The organism is uncultured Alloprevotella sp. (assembly GCF_963536905.1).
GTDB lineage: Bacteria > Bacteroidota > Bacteroidia > Bacteroidales > Bacteroidaceae > Alloprevotella.
Genome location: NZ_CAUTBW010000007.1, coordinates 25,008 through 47,192 on the forward strand (window position 1 = coordinate 25,008; position 22,185 = coordinate 47,192).

Below are 22,185 nucleotides of genomic sequence, written 5' to 3' on the forward strand. Positions count from 1 at the left end.
GACAATATTATGCGACTCAAAATATTTTTTTTAGCATTCTTTTTGACCGCACTGGCTGCGGTGGCGCAACCTGTGGTCCAACTCAAGCAACAACGCCTTTCTAAGTGGGGAGTGGGTACTGCCAATTTCAGTGGTATTGCTCCGATTCATGGCGATCGTTATGTCATGGTCAGCGACAAAGAACCTGAAGATGGCTTTTTTGAATTTCGGATTGTGCAGAATCCTACCTCAGGACAAGTGGAATATGTCGGTCTTTCTGAATTCAAAGGAAATCCTCATCCGCAACTCGACAGTCGCGGATTTACCCTGCGCGATTGTGAGGGAGTGGCCTATAATCCATCGCTCAATACAGTTTTCATCAGCGGAGAAGGCGATCAGCAGATTCTGGAATATGGACTGGATGGTGTGCCAACAGGGCGCGGCTTGAATATCCCCGATGAGTTTGGCGTTCCTAATATTCGCCACAACTACGGCTTTGAGTCGCTCAGCTATGATGCAACAACTGGTCGTTTCTGGACTACCACCGAAAGCACACTGAAATCTGACGGCGACTATATCCATCCTAGGAACATGATGGCCACAAACCTACTGCGCTTGCAGAGTTTTGGTAATGATCTTCAGTCTGTGGGACAATATGCTTACCGGATGGATGCACCTGGTTTGCAAGCAACAGGGAGATACTATTGTTTTGGGGTGAGTGATCTCTGTGCCTTGCCTGATGGTAGACTCATTGTAATGGAAAGAGAACTCAATGTTCCTAACGATTATATAGGGGCAAAGAGTGTGAGCCGTCTTTATATTGTTAATCCGTCGCGCGAACATAAGATTGATTCATCCACACCTCTCTCGAAACTATCAGCGGACAAATTCGTGAATAAAGAGTTTTTGTGTAGTGTTGAGACGGAGATAACGCCACTTTCTTTTTCTTATGCCAACTATGAGGGTATGTGTCTTGGTCGCCGTCTTGATGATGGCCGACAGACTCTCCTGCTTGTCAATGACAGTCAAGCATCTGTTGGCAAAGGCATCTTTCATTTGAAAGATTACATCAAAGTTATTGTTTTACCATAGCCCCAAATTCTCCTTTCTCAAGACTTTAATAACAGAAAGAGTAAGATTTTTGATCTTAAAAATACAAGAGGCGCACATTTGTGCGCCTCTTTTTCTTGTGAACATCTTCCGTTTCTGTATAGATGAAAGCTGCAAAAAAGGAAAAGTTTAGATATTATAGTGCTGTAAAAGCTGCGGCAAAACCAAAGATTATACCTGGAGCATTGGCAATGGCTACTGGCCAATCTCGCTTCTCTTTAAAGAGTCCATATGAAACCCAAAGCACGCAGTTAACACCTGCCATAAATGGTTGAATGAAGGTTCCTTTATGACCTGCTAAATTGTTCTCAATTTGCGGGAAATAGAATACATACATTAGTACTGCTGTTACCGTACCAATCCATCCCATCATTTCAAAAAACTTTTCTTTCTTCATTAGTTCTTGCTTTGTTTTAAGAGTAAATAAAACTTAAGTTCTGGTAGTCCTAAAAACTTTACATTATAAGCATTGTTATCCCGTACTACCGCAGCAAAGGTAGAAAAAGGATTTTGGAACGAAGAAAAAGAAGTGCCTAAAAAGCGTGTGCAAAGTAAAAAAACATTCAAATCTTTTTTTTGGAAAAGTGGCGTTATAGAGTTATACCTTTACCCAATAAGCAGTCTCAAAAATACAATAAGGCTCTCGGCTGACACTATAAGGAAACCAGCTGACGCAATAAGGCTGTCAGCTGACAGCCTTATTGTATTTTGGGCTTTTTCAAAGGGAGAAAAAAATGGATTGTTTCTGTATTCCGTTTGTTTTTCCCAACGAATCGAGAATCATGCTCTGCTCAGAAAGTCTTTGCAGGGCAATGATGGAAGAAAGTTTTTTGGAAAGCAATAAAAAGAGTTGGGAAAAATCTGAAGTTCTTATAGGTATCAGTCCTGCCATTCCTCTGTGAGCATTCGTTCAAGCTCTTCAGCATTTAAGCGGAGATGGAAATGGCCATTTTCGGCTATTGAGATGCCGCCCGTTTCTTCCGAAACGCAGATAGCCAGACAGTCGCTTTTTTGCGAAATGCCTAAGGCCGAGCGATGCCGAAGACCAAGTGCCTTAGGGATGTCGGTGTCGTGAGACACGGGGAGGATACAGCCCGCAGCAGTGATGTGGCTATTGCTAATAATCATAGCACCATCATGGAGTGGAGAGTTTTTGAAAAAGATATTTTCGATGAGTCGTTGGCTGATTTTGCCATTGATGATTTCCCCTGTGTTAATATATTCCGCAAGGTTGACACCCCGTTCTACTATGATGAGTGCGCCCACCTTTTGTTTCGACATGCTCAGACAAGCCATAACGATGGGCATAATGTCCGTGCGGTGGGATTTGACCTCTTTGTTTAAGTGGAAAATGCGTGCAAGATACTTTGCATTCTTTTGGTTGCCAATGGTAGAAAGGAAATGTCGAATCTCGTCTTGGAAAAGAATGATGACAGCCAGCAAACCGATGTTCATCAAGTTGTCCATGATGCCTCCAATCAGTCGCATCTCGAACACGCGTGACACAAGAATCCATACTACAGTGAAGATGATGACGCCGCTAAAGATGTTGGCGGCGCTGGACTGCTTCATGAGTTTCCAAATGTAGTAGAGCAACAAAGCGACAAGGAAAATGTCGATGATGTCTTTAATTCCGAGTGAGAGCATGAGAACTTACTGAACGGTTTTTGTATATAACTGTACGGCTTCAACAGCTTGCTGAACGTCGTGGACGCGCAAAATGTTTGCCCCCTTTAGGAGAGCGATGGTGTGGAGTACACTTGTTCCGTTAAGGGCTTCTTGCGGTGTGGTGTTGAGCAGCTTGTAGATCATGGACTTCCTAGAAACGCCAACGAGCAAGGGTAATTCAAATTCGTGGAAGTCCTGCAAGTGGTTCAACAACTCATAGTTTTCATCGAGCGTCTTACCAAAGCCAAATCCAGGATCAAGAATAATGTCCTTTACGCCCATATCGCGCAACCTATTGATGCGTTGTGCCATATAGAGAAACACTTCGCGTAAGAAATCTGAATATTGCGGGTTGTCCTGCATTGTTTGGGGGGTTCCTTGCATGTGCATGAGAATGTAAGGAACATTGAGTTGCGCTACGGTACGAAACATTTGCGCGTCCATTTCGCCTCCCGAAATATCATTGATAATATCGGCTCCATATTCCTCTACAGCCATTCGGGCCACATCAGCTCGGAAAGTGTCGACACTAACCGGGAGTTGTGGCGCAAGTTTGTTGACTATTTGCAGACCATGCGAGAGGCGGCGCATCTCTTCCTCGGGGGAAACATCATCAGCCCCAGGGCGCGAACTATATGCTCCAATGTCGATCATTTGTGCGCCTTCGTCCACCATCTGCTGTACACGTCGGTGGATTTCCTCGTCGGATTGTTTTCTGCTCTCTGCAAAGAAAGAATCCGGCGTTACGTTTAAAATGCCCATCACTTTAGGCTGACTGAAGTCTATAAGCTTTCCGCTGCAATTTATTGTATAGGTCTGCATGATTTCCTTTACTTTATTTACTCGCAAAAGTAGTTAAATTCCGCTGACCATGCTTGTATCTATCTCTTTTTTTACTGCTAAAGCTCCATAAAGGTAAGGTATCTGTCGGAAAAGAAGTAGGCTGCGAAAAAAAACTTGTAAATTCGCACGATATTTAGAATGAAAGAAATGAATACAGCAGACTTGTACAAACTGTTCTGCGAGCATCCTGTCATTACGACGGATACGCGCGAGTGTCCGAAAGGGGCAATCTTCTTTGCGTTGAAAGGAGAAACTTTCGATGGTAATAAATTTGCAACTATGGCCCTCGAAAAAGGCTGCGCCTTTGCTGTGGTTGACGATGAAAAAGTGGTGGGAAATGATGATCGCATGATTCTTGTTGATGATGTTTTGACAGCAATGCAGCAACTGGCCTCTTACCACCGCCATCAGTTGGGGACACCGATATTGGAGGTGACGGGGACAAATGGTAAGACTACCACAAAGGAACTCACCAGTGCTGTCCTTGCTGAGAAATATCGCGTACTCTATACGCTCGGCAATTTGAACAACCACATAGGAGTTCCCAAAACGCTCCTGCGTTTGACAGAAAAAGACGAAATAGCTGTGATAGAAACTGGAGCAAATCATCCTGGAGAAATCAAAGCTCTGGCAAATATCGTAGATCCTGATTGTGGCTTAATTACGAATGTTGGTAAGGCTCACTTGGAAGGCTTTGGAAGTTTCGAGGGCGTTATCCATACGAAGGGAGAGCTTTACGATTATCTCCGCTCGAAAGCAGGTGGCTATATTTTTCTCAATGGTGACAATGAATATTTGCTCAATATAGCGAAAGGTTTGAAAGCATATACTTACGGGCGTCCAGGACAAGGCTATGATGTGGAAGGCGAGGTGCTGAATTGCAACCCCTTCTTGCATTTCCGTTGGCGCGTGAAAGAGGGAATCTGGCAAGAAGTGCAGACACAACTCATTGGCGCATACAATATAGACAATGCTTTGGCAGCTGCTACCATTGGCGTTCACTTTGGCGTGACGCCAGAACAAGTGACACATGCTATTGCAGCTTATGTACCGACAAATAACCGAAGTGAGCTGAAGCGCACAGCCAAGAATACGCTCGTGGTTGATGCTTATAATGCCAACCCCACCAGTATGAAAGCTGCTTTGGAAAACTTCCGCCTAATAGAGTCTCCACACAAAATGGCCATCTTGGGCGGTATGCGCGAGTTGGGAGCAGCAAGTGTTGAAGAACACCAAAAGATTATTGATTTGCTCAATCAGCTGAATCTCGAATCTGTTTGGCTTGTTGGCGAAGAGTTTAAACCCTTTGCCCATCAATATCGCTATTTTGAAAATGTGGAAGCTGTAAAAGAAGCACTGGCAGCAGACCCCGTAGAAAATCACATGATACTCATTAAAGGAAGCAATTCTCAGAAATTGTTCCAATTGCCAGATGTGCTATAATTGCTCAATGAAAATGATAAGAATAAAAACGCTCTTTGCTGCTATAGTTTGCGTGGCTGCCACTGCAACAGCACAGAGCGTAGACCCAATAGTTTCGCATATCAATACATCTGTTCGCCCACAGGACGATTTTTTTGAATATGCCAACGGCACATGGTTTCGTCAGAATCCCATCCCTGCAACAGAAAAAGACAATGGAATTTTTACGGTGATACAGGATACCATTGATGATCAAATTCGTCGTATCTGTCAAGAAGCCAGTAATCGCAAGCAATTGAGAGGCTCTGCTCGCCAAAAGATAGGCGATTTCTATGCTTCTTATATGGATAGCATAGGGCGCAACAAGCGTGGTATTTCAGAACTGCAAAGTGATATTCGGCGGATTCGTTCGGTGAAGGATGTTAATGCGCTGATTCGTATGTTGGCTTATATCACGCGTGTAAGCAGTAGTGCGCTTTTTTCTTTTGGCGTTTGGCAGGATCAGCAGCAAAGTGATAAGTATGCTTTCTATTTGAATCAGGGTGGCTTGTCGCTACCCGATCGTAGATATTACGTGGAAAATGATGAGGCTACACAGCGCATCCGTCAGCGTTTTGTGGAATACGCAACGATAGTTTTCAAACGTGCAGGTTTTGTTGAAGAAGAAGCGCGAAAAGCAGCAGAGACGTTGCTTAGCATAGAAACCGAATTGGCGCAACACAGTCGCAAGCGAGAAGATACGCGCGATCCTCTGAGCAACTTCAATAAGATGAGTGCGACGGCATTTGAGAAACTGGCTCCTCATCTTTCTCTGTCCCTCTTGACAAAGACTTTAGGGCTGAAAGATGTTGATACGGTTGTTGTGGGACAACCAGAATTCTTCACACATCTTGACGGAATGCTTCTTCGCATCTCGATGACTGATTGGAACAATTATCTTTTGTTCCATTATGTCAATGGGCTTGCATCTTCTTTGGATGATGCTCTTTTCCAAGCTCAGTTTGACTTTTATTCAAAGACATTGCGTGGTATCGAGCAACCTCGTTCTCGTTGGCGGCGGGCCGTTACGAGCACGGATCATGCCTTGGGCGATCTCGTGGGACAAGTTTACGTGCAAGATTTCTTACCAAAGGGAACGAAAGAAAAGTTTTTAGAAATTGGTAATGCTGTCAAATCGGAGCTTGCTACCCGCATTCGCAATCTTAGTTGGATGAGCGAAGAAACAAAATTAAAGGCACTCGACAAACTCAATGCAGTGGTGATGAAACTGGGCTATCCAGACAAGTGGAAGGATATGAGCCAGTTGGAGATCTCCCGTAAGTCCTATGTTCGTAATGTGATGAACGTGAACATTTGGGAGATGCAGCGACACTTGTCCCATTATGGCAAGAAAGTGGATCGCACAGAATGGGACATGGAACCGCAAACGTATAATGCTTATTACAATCCATCGAACAACGAGATAGTGATACCTGGTTGCAATATTTTTGTACCAGGTTTTACGGGAATGCCAGACGATGCTATCCTCTATGCCATCGTTGGTGGAACATTTGGACATGAAGTTACGCATGGTTTCGACGATCAAGGATGTCTGTATGATAAAGATGGTAACCTTCATAACTGGTGGGCCGAAGCTGATAAGAAACAGTTTGATGCTCGCACCGCGCAGATTGTTAAACAGTTCAACGAATATGAAGTGACACCAGGCTTGCATATAAATGGTAGTTTGACGCAAGGTGAGAATATCGCTGATCTCGGTGGTGTTATTGTTGCCTTAGAAGCATTTAAGAAGACACCACAATATCAAGCTGGAGAGCAGATTGGCGGTTTCACTCCGTTGCAACGCTTCTTCCTTGGTTATGCTCAAGCTTGGATGCTACAGATGCGCCCCGAGGCTTTGGCAACACAGGTGAAAAGCAACGAACATGCGCCCGCAAAATGGCGAGTATTAGGTCCATTGTCCAATATCCAAGAATTCTATGACGCTTTTCATGTAAAGCCAGGCGATAAAATGTATCGTGCTGACAAAGTGCAGATATGGTAACCATTGCTAACTGCTATGTTACAATCGCGCAGAGCTAAAAAAGGCAGAATTCCGTTGCTTGTTAGTTAAGTAATTAGTATTTTTGCAGCCGCTTATACGAATATAAGAATAAAACAATACATATCAGATGATTAAATCACAAGAGATTAAGAAAGGTACTTGCATCCGTTTGGATGGTAAACTGTATTTCTGCATCGACTTCCTTCACGTGAAGCCAGGTAAGGGTAACACAATTATGCGTACGACTTTGAAGGATGTTGTTTCTGGCCACGTGTTGGAAAAGCGCTTCAATATCGGTGAAGCTCTCGAGGATGTACGCGTAGAGCGTCGCCCCTTCCAATACACCTACGCTGATGGTGATGATTTCCACTTCATGAATCAGGAAACATTCGATGATGTCATGATTGAGAAAGAGCTTATCACAGGTGTGGAGTTTATGAAAGAAGGTGATATTCTCGACGTTGTTAGCGATGCTTCTACAGAGACCATTCTGTATGCTGAAATGCCGGTCAAAACACAGCTTAAGATTGTTTACACAGAACCTGGTTTGAAGGGTGATACCGCTACAAACGCAACAAAACCAGCCAAGCTTGAAACCGGAGTTGAAGTTCGCGTACCTCTCTTTATCAATGAAGGAGAAGTTATCGAGGTAGATACTCGCGATGGTTCTTATCTCAACCGCGTGAAGTAAGCTACTTTTGAGCGGGTAATCCACTCCGAAATAAGTTTTTATACTAAATGTGCTAATGTACCTATGTGTGCATTAGCACATTTTTTTATACCTTTGCATCATACATAAATATTTTTTTAATAAATAATGGATATCTTAGAAAATCTTATTGTCCGCGCTAAGGCCAATAAGCAGCGTATCGTTCTTCCAGAAGCTGAGGAGGAACGCACTATTAAGGCTGCTGACCGCGCTCTTGCCGACGCTCTCGCCGACATTATTCTTATTGGAAATCCCGCTAAAATTCAGCAACAAGTTGAAGCTTTCAACCTGACGAATATCAGCAAAGCTACTATTATCGACCCAGAGAACAATCCAAAATCTGAGGAATATGCACAACTGCTCGCCGAACTTCGTAAGAAGAAGGGTATGACAATTGAGCAGGCTCGTGACTTGGTGAAGAATCCTCTCTATTTGGGCTGTCTTATTATTAAGAATGGAGACGCCGATGGCCAAATCTCTGGTGCACTCAGTACTACGGGCGATACGCTCCGTCCCGCTCTTCAAATCATCAAGTGTGCTCCTGGTATCACTTGTGTGAGTGGTGCTATGTTGCTCATTACTCAGCAGCATCAATACGGTGAAGATGGCGTTGTTGTGATGAGTGATGTCGCTGTCACTCCAGTTCCTACAGCTGAACAGTTGGCTCAGTTTGCTTACTGCACTGCAGAGACTGCAAAGTCTGTAGCCGGTATTACCGATCCTCGCGTGGCTATGTTGAGTTTCTCTACTAAAGGCAGTGCTTCTCATGAAGTAGTTGATAAGGTGGTTGAGGCTACTCGCTTGGCTCATGAACATTATCCTGAATTGAAAGTAGATGGAGAACTCCAAGCAGATGCAGCTCTTGTTCCCTCCGTGGCAGAGAAGAAAGCCAAAGGCAGTGAGATCGCTGGTAGAGCTAACGTGCTGATTGTTCCCAACCTTGAGGTGGGTAATATAGGCTATAAGCTCGCTCAGCGTTTGGGCAATGCCATTGCAGTAGGTCCAATTCTCCAGGGTATTGCTCGTCCTGTCAATGATTTGAGCCGCGGTTGCTCTATCGATGACATTTATTATATGGTAGCCATCACAGCTTGTCAAGCACAGGCGGCTAAACAGTAAAATTCCTCTATTTATGAAAATCCTTGTTATCAACTGCGGTAGTTCCAGCATCAAGTACAAGCTGTACGACATGACCGACAAGTCCGTCCTCGCAGCAGGCGGCATTGAAAAAGTAGGTTTAGCCGGCTCTTTCAATAAAGTAGCTCTTCCTAATGGCGAAAAGAAAATTATCAGCCACGAGTGTCCCACTCATACGGAAGGTATTAAATTGATGTTCGACACTCTTCTCGATCCTGAGATTGGTGCAATTAAGAGCCTTGACGAGATTGATGCTGCGGGCCATCGTATTGTGGCTGGTGGTACTTACACTGAAAGCCAGATTGTGACAGATGAAATGCTAGAAGGATGGAAGCCTTTTATGGAATTAGCTCCTCTTCATAGCCCCGCCCATCTGAAAGGCTATCTTGCAGTGCGTGCACAGTTACCCAATCTTCCGCAGGTGTTCGTTTTCGATACAGCTTTCCATCAGACAATGCCGCCTAAGGCTTTCATGTATGGTCTGCCTTATAATTATTATACAGATTATAACTTCCGCCGTTATGGAGCACATGGTACGAGCCATCGCTATGTGACTGCACGAGCAGGTGAAGTTCTCGGCTTCGATCCTAAAGATGTGCGTATGATTACGTGCCATATCGGAAATGGTGCAAGTATCTCTGCTGTTGATCATGGCAAATGCGTTGATACCTCTATGGGACTTACCCCATTGGAAGGTGTAATGATGGGTACGCGCACGGGTGACATCGACTCCAGTGCCATTCTCTATATTATGGAGAAAGAGCACCAAACTCCGGAAGAAGCCATCGACCTGCTCAACAAGAAGAGCGGTCTGCTCGGCATCAGTGGTGTGAGCAGTGATATGCGCGAAGTGGAAGATGCAGCCGAAAAGGGCAACGAGCGCGCTCAACTGGCTCTTGATATGTATTCCTATCGCATTAAGAAGTACATAGGTGCTTATACGGCCGTTATGGGAGGTGTTGATGTCATTGTCTTCACTGCTGGCGTAGGCGAGCATCAGTGGGATGTGCGTAAGGCTACAATGGAAGGAATGGAATACTTAGGTATACAGCTTGATCAAGAAAAGAACGAGCGCAATAATGGTGAAGAAGAACTTATTTCTCTGCCTGAAAGTAAAGTAAAGGTAGCTGTTATCCCGACGGATGAAGAATTGATGATTGCTACTGATACGATGCAGCTTGTTGCTAAGCAGTAGATTCATTTCTTTAATAGTTGGAGGAGAAACTTACCTACTACTTATAATTTCAACTGCCACTTATCTTTTTTCAGATAAGTGGCAGTTTTGTTTTATCCCTCGGATAGCTATATAAGAGCAATAAAAGAGTTTGCATTTATATTATTTTCGGTTGGCTATTTTGTTAAATCTCCATGTCAATGAGAAGAGGAAATAGCGGGGAATTGTTGTTGCAAAGCTTTCGGTGCGACCTTGTGCGTCGATAGAATTAGTAGTGTAGAGATTACGTGCTAAGAGGTCGCAAGCTTGGAACTTTAAAGTGAAATTCTTGATAGAGCGCTCCAGACTTGTCTCGATGTTTACACGCGTTTCGTTGAGCGATGCGTCGTTATAACCAAAGCGTGAAGCGAAGTCGCAGTTCGCATACAGAATGAACTTGGCAGGTAGGTTCACAATTGCCTGAAGGCCGTAGAGTAATGTGGTGGTATGAATCTTTTCGAATTGTGGGCGGGAGCCTCTGATATTATTCATGAAAGCAGTGAAAGAACTAGAGAGATTCAGCCAAGCTGTGGGATGACTTTGTAGCATGATACCTGTTGACCAATCCAGTCTGTCTACATTGTATTTTTCGTTGTGACTGCCTGCTGTGGTATAACTTAAGTCTGCACTGTGATAGGCGTTTATGCTTGCCATGTAAAAGATAATCCATCTCTGATCCTTGTCTAATGGTGTGTTTACCATAAAGTTGAAGCCTGCATTCCAGTTTCCATCGACATTGACGGGCTGTGTCGTGCGCACACCTTTTGTCCGATCATAGATGGTGGAGATTTCTACAGCGTTTTTCAAGAAATTGAAGGAAATTCCACTATAGAGATTCGTATTTGTCTTGTAGAAACGGCGCATGTGCTGCAATGAAACATTGTTTATCCATGTGTCATGTAGCTGCGAGTTTCCTTTGGACACATTCAGCGGATCTGCTGCATCAGTAATGTCGATAAGATGATAAAGGTTGACTTGCTCTTTGCGACTTGACGCAGACAATACCCAATTTGTGCCTCTTCCTCCACGATCCTCCGCGATGGGGTTATATGTCAGTCTGACCGAAGGAGAAGGAAGCCAAGAATGGCGTGTGGCTGGATATTTGTTTCCGTAGCGCCAATAATTATACTGACTGTCCAAATATCCCGTTTCTGCTGTAACGTTGAATTTCAACCATCGTCTATTGGCAAGCTTTAGCTCGTGTTGCCAGTTTGCACCCAGCAGATGCTTCTTTTGTCTGAGATTGCCCCAATAGCTGTCGGCACTACTCAGTACCTGTTCCAAATCTGTAGCGTTGGAAGGCAGTACTCCCAATACAGACGTATCGAAGTTTCCCCATGTTCCACCTAAGAGGTCAAGGCGATAAAGAGGGTTGTTGTTACAGTTTTTATCGTACGCAAAGCTGTAGTAAGGGGTTAAAAGTCCATCGGCCTTTTCTGTCTGCCTATATTTCCAATCGTAAGAAATTTTCCCTAAATAGTGGTAGGAGTCAGTTTGTGACGCCACATACCGATTTCGGAAATCCGTTTGAGGTGTGGGGCGACTGTAGCGCAGATTATATAAGTCATAACGATGTCCATCTTGATTAGTGGCAGCAAACTCGCCCTCAACATTCAGTAAATTCCCTCCAAAGGCATTGTGCATCAAGAAAGAGGCCTGATGGTTGAGTTGTTTGCTATCGAAGTGCACCCGGTTTTGAAGGCGGCTGAGCAAGATGGACTGAAGGAACACGTTGGTGTTAAGTCTCGAAAACGTACTGTCCATTAAAGCGTAGAAGTCTTTCTCCAAAGGATTTGCGTTGTAGTTGGCCGTCCGGATGTGATTATATCCGTGATTTTTCAGGTAGTTGATGGAATATTTGATTTCGTAGAATTGATTCTTGCGTGGACGAAGCGTCAGACGAGTTCGGCCTGCCACTGACATATTGTCAATGTAGGACACATTGGACGTGCGAATAAACGTATTACCTCCTGAAAGGAAATTCTCTCGGCTCGACCCTTCATCATTATGCACCGCATTGTCATGATAGTCTGCACCCATTGTGAAACGTATCTTTCCGTTAGGCTCATATTGGTAATTGAAAGTCAGATAGTTTCTGCGGTGTTTCCCGCTCTTTTCTGCATTCCCTCTCTCCCCGTCTCTTGCATATTGAAACTGTTGGCTGCGATTATTGAAGTCTCCAGCTAAGCTAAAACTTTGGCAGTCGTTGAATTTCATTAGATTAAATCCTGCCTGATAGCGATCTTTTGTTCCGTATCCTGCCACCAATTGACCTATATAAGTGCCTATATACTTCCGTTTCAAGTGCACATCCATCACAAATTGATCGTCTCCCATCGAGCTTCCCATCATGCTGCTCTTTTCGCCTTTCTTCGTGTACACTTTCACGTTCTTTGCCACGTAGGCGGGTAAGCTTGCCAGAGCTGCACGAGGATTGCCGTTGAAAAAGTCTTTTCCTCCTAACAGCAGATTTTCAACTAAGCGCCCATTGACGTAAATGTTGCCATCGCGTATTTCTGCTCCAGGTAGTTGAGCAACAAGATCATTAAGCATAGAGCCGTCAGGAAGTTGGAAAGCAGAGGCATTATACACAAGCGTATCACCTTTGTAGAACATGCGTATTTTGGTACCTTTCACTACAGCCTCTCCCAATTGTACAAAAGATTCCTGCAAATAGAAGTCGCCCACATCATATTTTGTTTTTGCAGAGGTGTATTTCACGTGGATGGGAAAGTACATTGTTTTGTAGCCCACGGCCATGCAGCGCAGAATGTAGCGACCTGGCTTCGGAACTTTTAATATGAACATTGCTCCATCTTTCGGATTCCTATCCCGAATCGGTTTTCCATCTATTTCCGTATAGCTGAGCTCTGTTATTGCATAAGTGGCTCCCACTCTGCTGCTGTCAGTTCTCAGCAGTGTCACTGCTGTAGAATCGATGCTATTCTCTGTGATGAGATCACGGATTCTACCTGTTATTTCTCCATTCTGTGCATAAAGGCAAAGAAGAGGTGAGAAAATAAGTAAAAGAACGAAAGAGATACGTTTCATGATTTTGAATTTCTGGTTAAGAAAGAATTTAGCATAACTATTTTGCAAATATATATATATATATATATATATAATTGCAAAGAAAAAAGTCTTTTTTTAGCTTCTATAAGCAGTTATTTGTTTATAATAAGTTGCAACTTATCAGAAAATGAGCGATGGTTTGCGCGATTTTGTTTGGCTGAGGCGAGAAGAAAATACGGGGAGAAAGTAGGGATAGGAAGAAATACTCAGAATAGCAGACTGATGTAATTTCTTTATCGTATCCTATAAAGGTTGTAATTTGTTGTAGCTAAAAATAGAATAAAGCAGTCAGCTGACGCAATAAGGAAGTCAGCTGACAGCCTTATTGTATTTTCAAACGCAATAAGGATATTTATGAGTGCCTTTATTCGATTTTTATGGCTCCTTTAGAGAAAGCTGAAGCAAATCTTTAGAATTCTTATTTTTTATACAAATGTTTCGTAATCAACTATCTATGATGCTTAAAAGCATCAGTAAAGCTTTGATGAAGTTTGATCGTATAGAGTTTTTCAGAGGAAAGTTAGCTGTTGTATCTCTTGTGCAGCAATATAGATACTAAAAAATCTGCCTGCTGACCAGGAATGGTAATAGGCAGGCAGATGATGTGATGAGGGATAGTTGATAAGAATAGCAATCTTGTTCTATCTGCGTTTTCTCTTCTTCCTTTCTCGGTACATCTCAATGAAGCGATGACGGCTGCGGCGGATGTTGAGGGTGTAGATAATGCAAGTGGTGGTGAAATAGCAAATAGTTTGTATCCATAGTGCATGCCATTCGGGTTTTACATCTCCCATTTCAGCACCTAAACTATTGATTTTGATATAGGCATTCACGCCAAAGGTGGAGGGGAAAAGATAGGAAACATATTTCCAAAATGTAGGAATACTTACCCCTGGCCAGCTGACGCCTGAGAGGAATAGCAGCGGAACAGATGCAAAGACGATGAGCATGAAGCCTGTTTCGCGTTGGCGAATCAAGAATGTAATCGTCATGGCCATAAAAATGATGGCCAACAAGAAAGGAATGGCAATGAGCCAAAGGTCTAAAGGATTGCCTATCTGGGGCAGATGGAAGATGCGCGGTACAACTTCAAGCACAAAAGCTATGTTCCAGAGATAGATAAGCAAATAGGCAAAACCTTTGCCAAAAACGATACGTAGCATGCCATTGAAATGGCTATTGATGGGCTGCAATTCGCGGTAGCGGTTACTTTCGTTGTCTGTTCCAGCAGAGAGTCCCACGCCTAGAACAAGAGTTTGTTGTAACACGAGGATCAGAACGGCAGGGATGAGGAACGAGGCAAAGCCCGTTTGAGGGTTGTAGAGATCCACTTGTTCATAGCGTATGGGCATTTGCGTTACTTTGTCTTGTTCTGCTGTTGTGCTGGGTTTTCTTTGTACCTTGATGTCTGCATTCATGGCCAGCGACACGTTGGTATTGGCTAGAACCAGTGCTTTATAATAGAGGAGTCCGCTCATGTCTGCATACACACCCACATGCGCTTGCTGCATGGTGTTGATGTTCCGCGTGAAGTCAGAAGGAATACGGACGATGCCGTAAACCTCACGATTCTTGATGAGCCTTTCCGCCTCGGCCATACTCGTGCAATGAGCTATAATGCGAACATCGGGGGTGGCATCTACGTTGCGAATATACTGTCGCGATAAAGCCGTATTGTCGTAGTCGACAACGGCTGCAGGGACTTCGCGGATTACTTCGTTGTTATAGATGAACGCATAGATCAGTGGGTATGCAAGGGGCACTAAGATAAAGAAGATAAGCACACCTTTATCTTGGAACACTTTCTTCAATTCAGCTTTGAAGATATAATTCCAATCGTCTAAGGCTTGTTGTCTATTCTTCAGTATTGACATAATGATATAAGTTTTACATTTACCAAATGAGAGTAAGTGTAGAGTCAGAGGTTATGGTACGTATTTTACCGTTAGGAGTTCGCGCTTTAAAATAGGGGTTGTGATGATGGATAAGAGGATAAAACCGGCGAGTGCTGCCAGGTATGGCCAAGCATTTGTGAGATTGTAGCCATCAAGCGCGCAGTTGACATACAGAATAAAATAGTGGCGAAGAGGAAATAACCACGATAAGCCTTGAAGAGCAGGGTGCATCGCCATGACAGGAAACGACATTCCGCAGATACTTAGCGAGAGGACACCCCATAGCGAAGCAAAACTCAGTCCCATTCTTAGTGTGGGCAGGATGGTAATCATGAGAACGCCAAGCGCTTCGCAGCTAAGGATGAAGAGCGTCATGAGAATCAGCATATCGGTAATTCCCGAATTGCAGGGGAAGTGCATATATCCATAAAAGTAGAACACTATGGTCCACCCCACCAGGAGAAATAGGAGAGTGTTGGGCAGGAGTTTTCCAATGAGAGCCAGGTGCATATTTCCGCGTGCTTTTAGAATCCAATCATGTGCCGTGCCTTCTTTGATTTCTGTACCAATACTATAGACAGTCATCATGAAGAGGAAGATACCTAGGATACCTGGAACAATTGTATTGCTCAGATAGATGTTGTAGTTGAGCCATGGGTTGTTGGTGGCATGAGAGTCAACAACAATAGGTTGCAAGAAAGCAAGAGCCTGTTGTTCCGTTGCACCACGTGCATAAAGGACCGACCGTCCAGCCGATCCAGATGCCAATTCGGACATCATGCGCATATCGCGCATAACGAGTGAACCTGCTATGAGGTAAGCATAATTTGTGTAGAACGAGATCGTGGGAATTTTCTGCGCATTGGCTTTTGCTGTTGTACCTTTGGGAATATAGTAGAACGCATAAATTTCTCCACGTTGCACAGCTCGTCGTGCACTACTTACGTCAGGATAGTTTTGTACGATGGCTGTTTGCTGAAACGCATCAAGGTTGCGTGCAATCTTTCGCGTCGTAGTGGTGTTGTCTTGGTCTACCATTCCGATGGGGAGGTTAGTGGGAAGCCCCTGCCACATCATCGTAGTAAAAAAGACAATGCAGAGAAGGGGAGCAAAGATGATGGAAAACCAATAGATGGGGTTATTCTTCATCCGTTGGTATTCCCGTTTGGCTATTTTTATGATCTCCTTCATGATGACATTGTTATTTTAAGAGTACAGACATACCCGGGCGTAGGTCTTCAACTTTTTTTGTGGGGCGCACCTTCACTTCAAAAGTTTTCATATCAAACTGTCCGGTGGATTTTGTGGCTTTCCATGTGGCATAACTGCCAAGATTTTTCATGTAGAAAACTTTGGCTTCTACTTCTTTGTTCAACGCGGGGATATTCACTTTGACCGTTTGGTTCATGCGGAAGAGTTTCAAGTTGTCCTCTCTCACATTGAAAGTCATCCACATATCGTTCATTAATGCAACATTCATAACGGGGGCACCCGTACCAACAAGTTCTCCTACAGAAGGGAAAATCTCGGTTACTTCACCATCGGCCGACGCTAAGAGATATGTTTCTTTGATGTATGAGCTCACTTCTTTAATGGCTCCGCGTGCTTGGTTGACAAGTGCACGTGCTGCTTCTTTGTCCTCTATGCGAGCACCGTTGACCGCCATATCATATTGCGACTTTGCCGCCTTTTCTGTGGCAATGGCCGCATCGCGTTGTGCAGTAACTTCGTCCAGCTTCTGAGCAGGGAGCACTCCTTCGTCGGCTAAACGCTTAACGCGTACCCAAGATTTTTCGGCAATCGTAACCCCAACTTTGGCTTTTTGCCACATATCGTAGGCTCCTTGAATCTGCTCTTTGCGCGCTCCGTTGTCGGCTTTCTGACTCTGTGCTGCTGCGGCATTCTCCACGGCTTGAGCTTGCTCTAGTTTTGCCGTAACTTCAGGAGCTTCTAAGACGGCTAATGTGTCGCCCGCGTGAACATACTGCCCCTCTTCAACATAGAACTTCTTGATTCGGCCAGGCACTTTACTAGATACTCGATATTCTGTGACATCGGCTTGTCCTTCGAGCGTTTCGTCTTCATGGCGGAAAGCATATAGACTTGCCAGTACCACCAAGACAATCACAGTAATAAGAATGAGGATTGCAGGAATCAGATTGACTTTTCCTTTATTATTAGTAGCCATATTTATTGATGATTTTACAGATGAATAAAAGATTGTTTAATTGAGAGTACCAAGAGCTTTCTGCAGGCTGGTTTGTGTTAGCTTGCAGTCGATTTCTGCGTCGATTTTTTCACTATGTGCTTGCAGCCATGCTGTTTCGGCGGAGAGAACATCGGTCATGGTGATGACACCTTCTTTATATCCGAGTGTTGCTACCCTTAGGTTTTCGTTGGCTTTTTCTAGATTCTTTTGTGCCATCATTAGCTTTTTGTTGGCTTCATTCACACGGAATGTTTCCTGGTTTACTTGTAGCTCTATTTTCTCTCGAGCTTCAGTGGCACGCAGTGTTGTGATTGTTGCTTCTGCCTTGGCCGCACGCACTTTGTAGCGTCCTTCTCCCCAGCTCCAAAGTGGTACTTTCAGCGTGATACCAACGTGCCAGTCTCCGCGAAATTTCTTTTCAAAACTATTGTAAGCATTGGGGTAGGTAAGTCCGTATCCAGCGAGCAATGCCACTTGCGGAAGAAATTCTGAACGTACGATATTGATTTTCTCATCGTAGATGTTTTGTGCTGTTTGCAGCTGGCAGAGTTCAGGACGGTTGTTGAAAGCTATTTCAACATCGGGAGTAGCATTTTCATTGCTAACCTTTAGATCTTCCTTCGTTTCATCCTCGGTTGTGATTTGTTCTCCGAGCGGCAGACCGCAAAGTTGGCAGAGTAACATCCGCGAGAGAGCCAATCCGTCTTCCACCTTTGTTACGAGCATTTCTGCTTCGTTGAGCTTTACAGCGATTTGTAGCCCATTAGCTTTTGTGGCTACACCTTCGCGAATCATTTTCTGCACATCATCGTCCAATTTTTTTAATGTGTTGCGATAGCTAGTGGCCAACTTGTGTTTGTTTGCCAAAGAAACAACTTGCCAATAGGCCTGGTCGGTTTGAAGTAGGACTTCCTGCTCATCACCGCGTAGCTTTTCGTTGGCTAAATCCTGCTGATAACGTGTGATTTTATCGTAGGCCCGAATTTTTCCACCCATATAGAGTGGCTGTGTTAATATCACAGCTCCCGCTGCCATATTGCGATTATCTGTTCGGAATGCATCAACAACCCGTTGTCCGGCTCCATCAATGATATTGCCCACACTTTGAAGAATTGGCGTAAGTTGTTGGATGAGCGGTGCGAGGGTAGGATTCTGTTGCAATAGTTGTTGGGCCGTTTGTCCAAAGCCGTTGACAAGAGCAGTCCCGTTGCCCGTGAGTGCATTTTTCTGTTCCTTGCTCAGAATGGAAAACTCTTTACCCGAACGCATATAGCCAGCTGTGGCTGAAAGTTTTGGAAGATAGTTGGTCTTTGCTGCCTTTTGGGTGTATTCTGCCACTTCTTGATTGAGTCGGCTCTGTGCTAAAGTCTTATTATTATCTATGGCTAACCTTCGGCATTCTTCCAAAGAAAGCGTGCGCTGTGCTTGTAAAGACGGAAGAACAAGAAGAGAAATGGCCAAAGAAACGATACAACGCTTAATCATAAGTATCTGTTTTTTTCCTATTATAAATTACTTCCGCAAAGTTAAGACCTTTTTTATAGACGAAATGAGGAATCGGACTTTTTGACCAATTAAAACATAAAAAGAAAAAAACTGCTGCTCAGAAAATAGAACTTGGTGAGCAGCAGTTTTGAGAAAATATATTTTTAAAAAAGCTTCTTCTTATTTCAGAAGGGCTACAGCTTCTTTGATACGCTTCAATGCTTCAATGATATTCTCATCGCTAGTGGCATAGCTCATTCGGAAGCATTCAGGACTACCAAAAGCATCGCCACCAACAGTGGCTACGTGTGCCTTTTCAAGAAGGTAGAGCGCAAAGTCGGTAGAGTTATTGATGACACAATCTCCGTCGCGTTTGCCAAAATAGTAGCTACATTTCGGGAAAAGATAGAAAGCTCCTTCTGGGACATTCACTTCAAACCCCGGAATCTCTTTGGCCAATCTTACGATAAGATCGCGGCGGCGTTCAAAGGCTTTGCGCATTTCTTCAACACAATCCTGTGGACCAGCAAACGCTACTGCAGCTGCTTTTTGGCTCACACTGCATGGGCCGCTGGTGTATTGTCCTTGAAGCTTAGAGCAGGCCTTCGCTATTTCTGGAGCTGCTGCTAAGAAACCGATGCGCCACCCAGTCATTGCATAAGCCTTACTCACACCATTGATAACAATGCAACGATCTTTCATTCCTTCACATTTTGCTAAAGAGCCGTGGAGTCCACTGTAGTTGATGTGCTCATAAATTTCATCAGCAATGACAAAAATGCGAGGATATCGACGAAGCACAGTTGCCAAAGCTTCCATTTCCTTTTGGCTATAGACTGACCCCGTAGGGTTGCAGGGGGAGCAGAGGATGAGAGCTTTGGTTTGTGGCGTGATGGTAGCTTCAAGTTGGTCGGGAGTGATCTTGAAGTCTTGTTCAATAGTAGCGCCAACAAAGGTGGGTGTACCTCCCGCCATTAGTACCATTTGCGGATAGCTTACCCAATAGGGAGCAGGAATAATAACCTCATCACCAGGATTGACAAGGGCCATAATGGCATTACAAACAGCTTGTTTAGCACCATTGCCCACAACTATCTGAGCTGGCTCGTAATCCAGTCCATTTTCATTTTTGAGTTTGTCACAAATAGCTTTACGCAGATCAGGATAGCCAGGCACGGGAGAGTATTTAGTCCAGTTGTCATCAATAGCCTGCTTTGCTGCATCTTTGATGTGCTGCGGCGTAGGGAAGTCGGGTTCGCCTACAGACATATTAATGATGTCAATACCTTGTGCTTTTAGTTCAGCACTTTTTTGCGACATAGCCAGTGTTGCACTAGGCTGCAGTCGGTTCACGCAATCTGATAGTACGCTCATTATATTAGGATTAGATATGATAGTCTGTGTTTTTTGGCTTTCTTTAATTGTCCTTGAAGAGGCGGAGCAGATAAAGGAAGATGTTGATAAAGTCAAGATAGAGTTCCAAGCTTCCTATAAGTGCTAATTTCAAAGTATTCTCATTTTCCTCGTCGCCCATTTCTTGTAGCATGATTTTGATGCGCTGTGAGTCCCAAGCTGTGATTCCACAAAAGATGAGTACACCTGCGATTGAAACAACCCAGTCGAAAGTGTTGTTTGCTACAAAAAGGTTGACAATGCCAGCAATGATAAGTCCGATGAGTGCCATATAGAACAAACGGCCCATGACACTCAAGTCTTTCTTAGTGATATAGCCCAGAAGTGCCATTCCACCAAACGTTCCAGCGGTGATAAAGAACGTTGTTGCAATAGTGTTGAATTCATAGGCTAAGAAGATAAAACTCATCGTAACGCCATTGAGTATGGAGTAGAGAGCAAAAGTGACACCTGCTGTGGCGAATGACATCTTCCAAATGCGCGTGGAGAGAAAGATAACGAGTAAGAGCTCGAGTCCGATAGTACCAAAGAACCAACCTTGTGAAATCTGATAAATTGCGCCAGATTGTGCTACCCAAGCAGCAGTTAATCCTGTTATAGCAAGAGCTAGTGTCATCCAAAGATACACTTTGCGCATAAGGGCGCCGAAGGCAACTTTCGTTTCTGTTACCTCTCCAAAATTGTTATACATATTGTCCATAATAGTTCTTTTCTAATTTACTGAATTGCGTTTGCTTATTTCTCGAAATGTAACTTGTGCCCCATACGCTCTTTCTTCGTGCGGAGGTAGCGTTCGTTATATTTGTTAGGCTGAATTTCAATGGGGACATTTTCAACGATTTCTAATCCATAAGCTTCCAAGCCTACGCGCTTCACGGGATTATTCGTCATAAGTCGCATCTTGTGCGCACCAATGAGATGCAAAATTTGTGCGCCTACACCGTAGTCTCGCTCATCAGGGTCATAACCTAAATGAATGTTAGCATCTACTGTGTCATAGCCTTCTTCTTGCAGCTTGTATGCAGCAATTTTTGCCATTAGTCCGATGCCGCGTCCCTCTTGATTGAGGTAGAGAATGACTCCTTTGCCCTCTTCTTCCACCATGTGCATGGCGCGATGAAGTTGTTCGCCGCAATCGCAGCGTTCAGAACCGAAAATGTCTCCAGTGACACAAGATGAGTGAACACGTACCAAAACGGGCTCGTCTTTTTCCCATTTTCCTTTGATTAGAGCCACATGCTCTAAACCATTACTTTTTTGACGAAAAGGGATGAGGTGGAAGTTGCCGTATTCGGTGGGCATATTCACTTCTTCTCCTTGTTCTACTAAGCATTCCGTCTTTAAGCGGTAGGAAATAAGATCTTTTATAGTTATAACCTTTAAGCCTTCTTTCTGAGCAAACTCTTGTAGTTGTGGCATTCGAGCCATCGTTCCGTCTTCATTGAGAATCTCTATAAGACAGGCTGCAGGCTGCAACCCAGATAAGCGTGCTAAATCAACGGCGGCTTCGGTATGTCCAGCGCGCGCTAATACGCCTCGGTCTTGTGCATACAAAGGATTGATATGTCCAGGGCGGCCGAAGGTTTCGGGGCGACTCTTGGGATCAGCTAAAGCGCGAATGGTGGCTGATCGGTCGTGAGCACTTACGCCAGTCGTACAACCTTCAAGTTTGTCGATCGTAATGGTAAAAGGAGTGCCTAGCATACTGGTATTGTCACTCACCTGTCGATCGAGTTTTAGTTGGTTGCAGCGTTCAATAGTGATAGGAGTACATAGTACTCCGCGTCCATAGCGGAGCATATAGTTGACAGATTCTGGAGTGGCGAATTCGGCCGCCATGATGAGGTCGCCCTCATTCTCGCGATCTTCATCATCAACTACGATGACGAACTTTCCGGCGCGGAAATCTTCCAGCGCTTCTTCAATGGTTGCCAATTTGAAATTTTTATCCATAAGGAGAAATCTATTTAATGTTGGCTCATCTCT

Annotated in this window: 18 protein-coding genes; 7 read left to right on the top strand and 11 right to left on the bottom strand. The window is 44.1% G+C overall.

Annotated elements, in window-relative coordinates; translation table 11 throughout:
• Positions 1–9 precede the first annotated feature (9 nt).
• On the top strand, positions 10–1,071 hold the full coding sequence (locus tag ABLA33_RS02145) for an esterase-like activity of phytase family protein (protein WP_347719056.1): 1,062 nt from the start codon (positions 10–12) through the stop codon (positions 1,069–1,071).
• Between the two features lie 154 nt (positions 1,072–1,225).
• Here the strand turns inward: ABLA33_RS02145 and ABLA33_RS02150 are convergent, their stop codons facing one another.
• The gene (locus tag ABLA33_RS02150; RefSeq protein ID WP_009347491.1) at positions 1,226–1,486 is read right to left on the bottom strand and encodes a membrane protein; all 261 of its coding nucleotides are present in this window, start codon (positions 1,484–1,486) and stop codon (positions 1,226–1,228) included.
• A 72-nt stretch (positions 1,487–1,558) separates the two neighbouring features.
• On the opposite strand from ABLA33_RS02150, the gene ABLA33_RS02155 reads away from it, so the two are divergent.
• Positions 1,559–1,933: a hypothetical protein gene (locus tag ABLA33_RS02155; RefSeq protein ID WP_347719057.1), complete on the top strand. Its 375-nt coding sequence runs from the start codon at positions 1,559–1,561 to the stop codon at positions 1,931–1,933.
• Positions 1,934–1,968: 35 nt separating this feature from the next.
• On the opposite strand, the gene cdaA is transcribed toward ABLA33_RS02155, so the two are convergent.
• Complete coding sequence (gene cdaA / locus ABLA33_RS02160) at positions 1,969–2,736, bottom strand: diadenylate cyclase CdaA (protein ID WP_183694200.1); 768 nt, start codon at positions 2,734–2,736, stop codon at positions 1,969–1,971.
• Between the two features lie 6 nt (positions 2,737–2,742).
• Positions 2,743–3,579 carry a dihydropteroate synthase gene (gene folP, locus ABLA33_RS02165; protein ID WP_347719081.1) on the bottom strand — a complete coding sequence of 279 codons (837 nt, stop codon included), beginning with the start codon at positions 3,577–3,579 and terminating at the stop codon, positions 2,743–2,745.
• Positions 3,580–3,747: 168 nt separating this feature from the next.
• Between folP and murF the strand changes: the two genes are divergently transcribed.
• The 5 genes from murF to ABLA33_RS02190 all read left to right on the top strand — a co-directional run bounded on the left by murF (position 3,748) and on the right by ABLA33_RS02190 (position 10,107).
• Positions 3,748–5,043, top strand: coding sequence for a UDP-N-acetylmuramoyl-tripeptide--D-alanyl-D-alanine ligase (murF, locus tag ABLA33_RS02170; protein ID WP_347719058.1), 1,296 nt, complete (start codon positions 3,748–3,750; stop codon positions 5,041–5,043).
• Between the two features lie 13 nt (positions 5,044–5,056).
• Complete coding sequence (locus tag ABLA33_RS02175; protein ID WP_347719059.1) at positions 5,057–7,066, top strand: M13 family metallopeptidase; 2,010 nt, start codon at positions 5,057–5,059, stop codon at positions 7,064–7,066.
• Between the two features lie 127 nt (positions 7,067–7,193).
• Positions 7,194–7,757: an elongation factor P gene (gene efp, locus ABLA33_RS02180; protein ID WP_183694188.1), complete on the top strand. Its 564-nt coding sequence runs from the start codon at positions 7,194–7,196 to the stop codon at positions 7,755–7,757.
• A 126-nt stretch (positions 7,758–7,883) separates the two neighbouring features.
• A complete protein-coding gene (pta, locus tag ABLA33_RS02185; RefSeq protein ID WP_311490503.1) occupies positions 7,884–8,894 on the top strand; it encodes a phosphate acetyltransferase in 1,011 nt (336 codons plus the stop codon).
• A gap of 13 nt (positions 8,895–8,907) precedes the next feature.
• A complete protein-coding gene (locus ABLA33_RS02190) occupies positions 8,908–10,107 on the top strand; it encodes an acetate kinase (protein WP_347719060.1) in 1,200 nt (399 codons plus the stop codon).
• Between the two features lie 141 nt (positions 10,108–10,248).
• Here the strand turns inward: ABLA33_RS02190 and ABLA33_RS02195 are convergent, their stop codons facing one another.
• The 8 genes from ABLA33_RS02195 to ABLA33_RS02230 form a co-directional block, all read right to left on the bottom strand.
• Positions 10,249–13,176: an outer membrane beta-barrel protein gene (locus ABLA33_RS02195; RefSeq protein WP_347719061.1), complete on the bottom strand. Its 2,928-nt coding sequence runs from the start codon at positions 13,174–13,176 to the stop codon at positions 10,249–10,251.
• Positions 13,177–13,838: 662 nt separating this feature from the next.
• Positions 13,839–15,071, bottom strand: coding sequence for an ABC transporter permease (locus ABLA33_RS02200; RefSeq protein WP_311491225.1), 1,233 nt, complete (start codon positions 15,069–15,071; stop codon positions 13,839–13,841).
• A gap of 51 nt (positions 15,072–15,122) precedes the next feature.
• Positions 15,123–16,283 carry an ABC transporter permease gene (locus ABLA33_RS02205; RefSeq protein WP_347719062.1) on the bottom strand — a complete coding sequence of 387 codons (1,161 nt, stop codon included), beginning with the start codon at positions 16,281–16,283 and terminating at the stop codon, positions 15,123–15,125.
• A 10-nt stretch (positions 16,284–16,293) separates the two neighbouring features.
• Positions 16,294–17,280 (bottom strand): efflux RND transporter periplasmic adaptor subunit, encoded by a 987-nt coding sequence (locus ABLA33_RS02210; protein WP_347719063.1) that lies wholly within the window; start codon positions 17,278–17,280, stop codon positions 16,294–16,296.
• A 36-nt stretch (positions 17,281–17,316) separates the two neighbouring features.
• Positions 17,317–18,786 (bottom strand): TolC family protein, encoded by a 1,470-nt coding sequence (locus ABLA33_RS02215; RefSeq protein WP_347719064.1) that lies wholly within the window; start codon positions 18,784–18,786, stop codon positions 17,317–17,319.
• Between the two features lie 180 nt (positions 18,787–18,966).
• Positions 18,967–20,160 carry a pyridoxal phosphate-dependent aminotransferase gene (locus ABLA33_RS02220; RefSeq protein WP_311491229.1) on the bottom strand — a complete coding sequence of 398 codons (1,194 nt, stop codon included), beginning with the start codon at positions 20,158–20,160 and terminating at the stop codon, positions 18,967–18,969.
• Positions 20,161–20,203: 43 nt separating this feature from the next.
• Positions 20,204–20,899 carry a Bax inhibitor-1/YccA family protein gene (locus ABLA33_RS02225; protein ID WP_347719065.1) on the bottom strand — a complete coding sequence of 232 codons (696 nt, stop codon included), beginning with the start codon at positions 20,897–20,899 and terminating at the stop codon, positions 20,204–20,206.
• Positions 20,900–20,934: 35 nt separating this feature from the next.
• The gene (locus tag ABLA33_RS02230) at positions 20,935–22,152 is read right to left on the bottom strand and encodes a bifunctional 3,4-dihydroxy-2-butanone-4-phosphate synthase/GTP cyclohydrolase II (protein WP_347719066.1); all 1,218 of its coding nucleotides are present in this window, start codon (positions 22,150–22,152) and stop codon (positions 20,935–20,937) included.
• Positions 22,153–22,185 lie beyond the last annotated feature (33 nt).